This is a genomic window from Erwinia sp. ErVv1 (assembly GCF_900068895.1).
Classification (GTDB): Bacteria; Pseudomonadota; Gammaproteobacteria; order Enterobacterales; family Enterobacteriaceae; genus Erwinia.
The window spans coordinates 542323-542529 of sequence record NZ_CDPK01000003.1 but is presented as its reverse complement, the minus strand read 5'-3'; the positions used below and the strand labels follow the sequence as shown (position 1 = coordinate 542529).

Sequence of the window (207 nt, the reverse complement as noted above, 5' to 3'; positions counted from 1 at the left end):
CTGCGGCGCAGACGGAGGGCCAGGCGAGGGCAGCAGGGATGCTGCACTCAGGGAGCGGCGGGCAGGGATGCCCGCTCGCGACCGGGCCGACAGGCCTGGAGTCGGAGCCAAAGGCACCAGGCAAAGCCTGCCGCGAGGACCGCCCGTCAACCGCAGGGATTGTCCACCGGTATCGCAGGTATTACAGCCCAAACAACTAACCGGCAA

Annotated in this window: 1 protein-coding gene; it reads left to right on the top strand. The window is 68.1% G+C overall.

The genetic code is table 11. The features are described from left to right. The coding region (locus A1830_RS23230) for a hypothetical protein (RefSeq protein ID WP_231877575.1) at positions 1-200 on the top strand (200 nt) is incomplete at its 5' end. Positions 201-207: the final 7 nt, after the last annotated feature.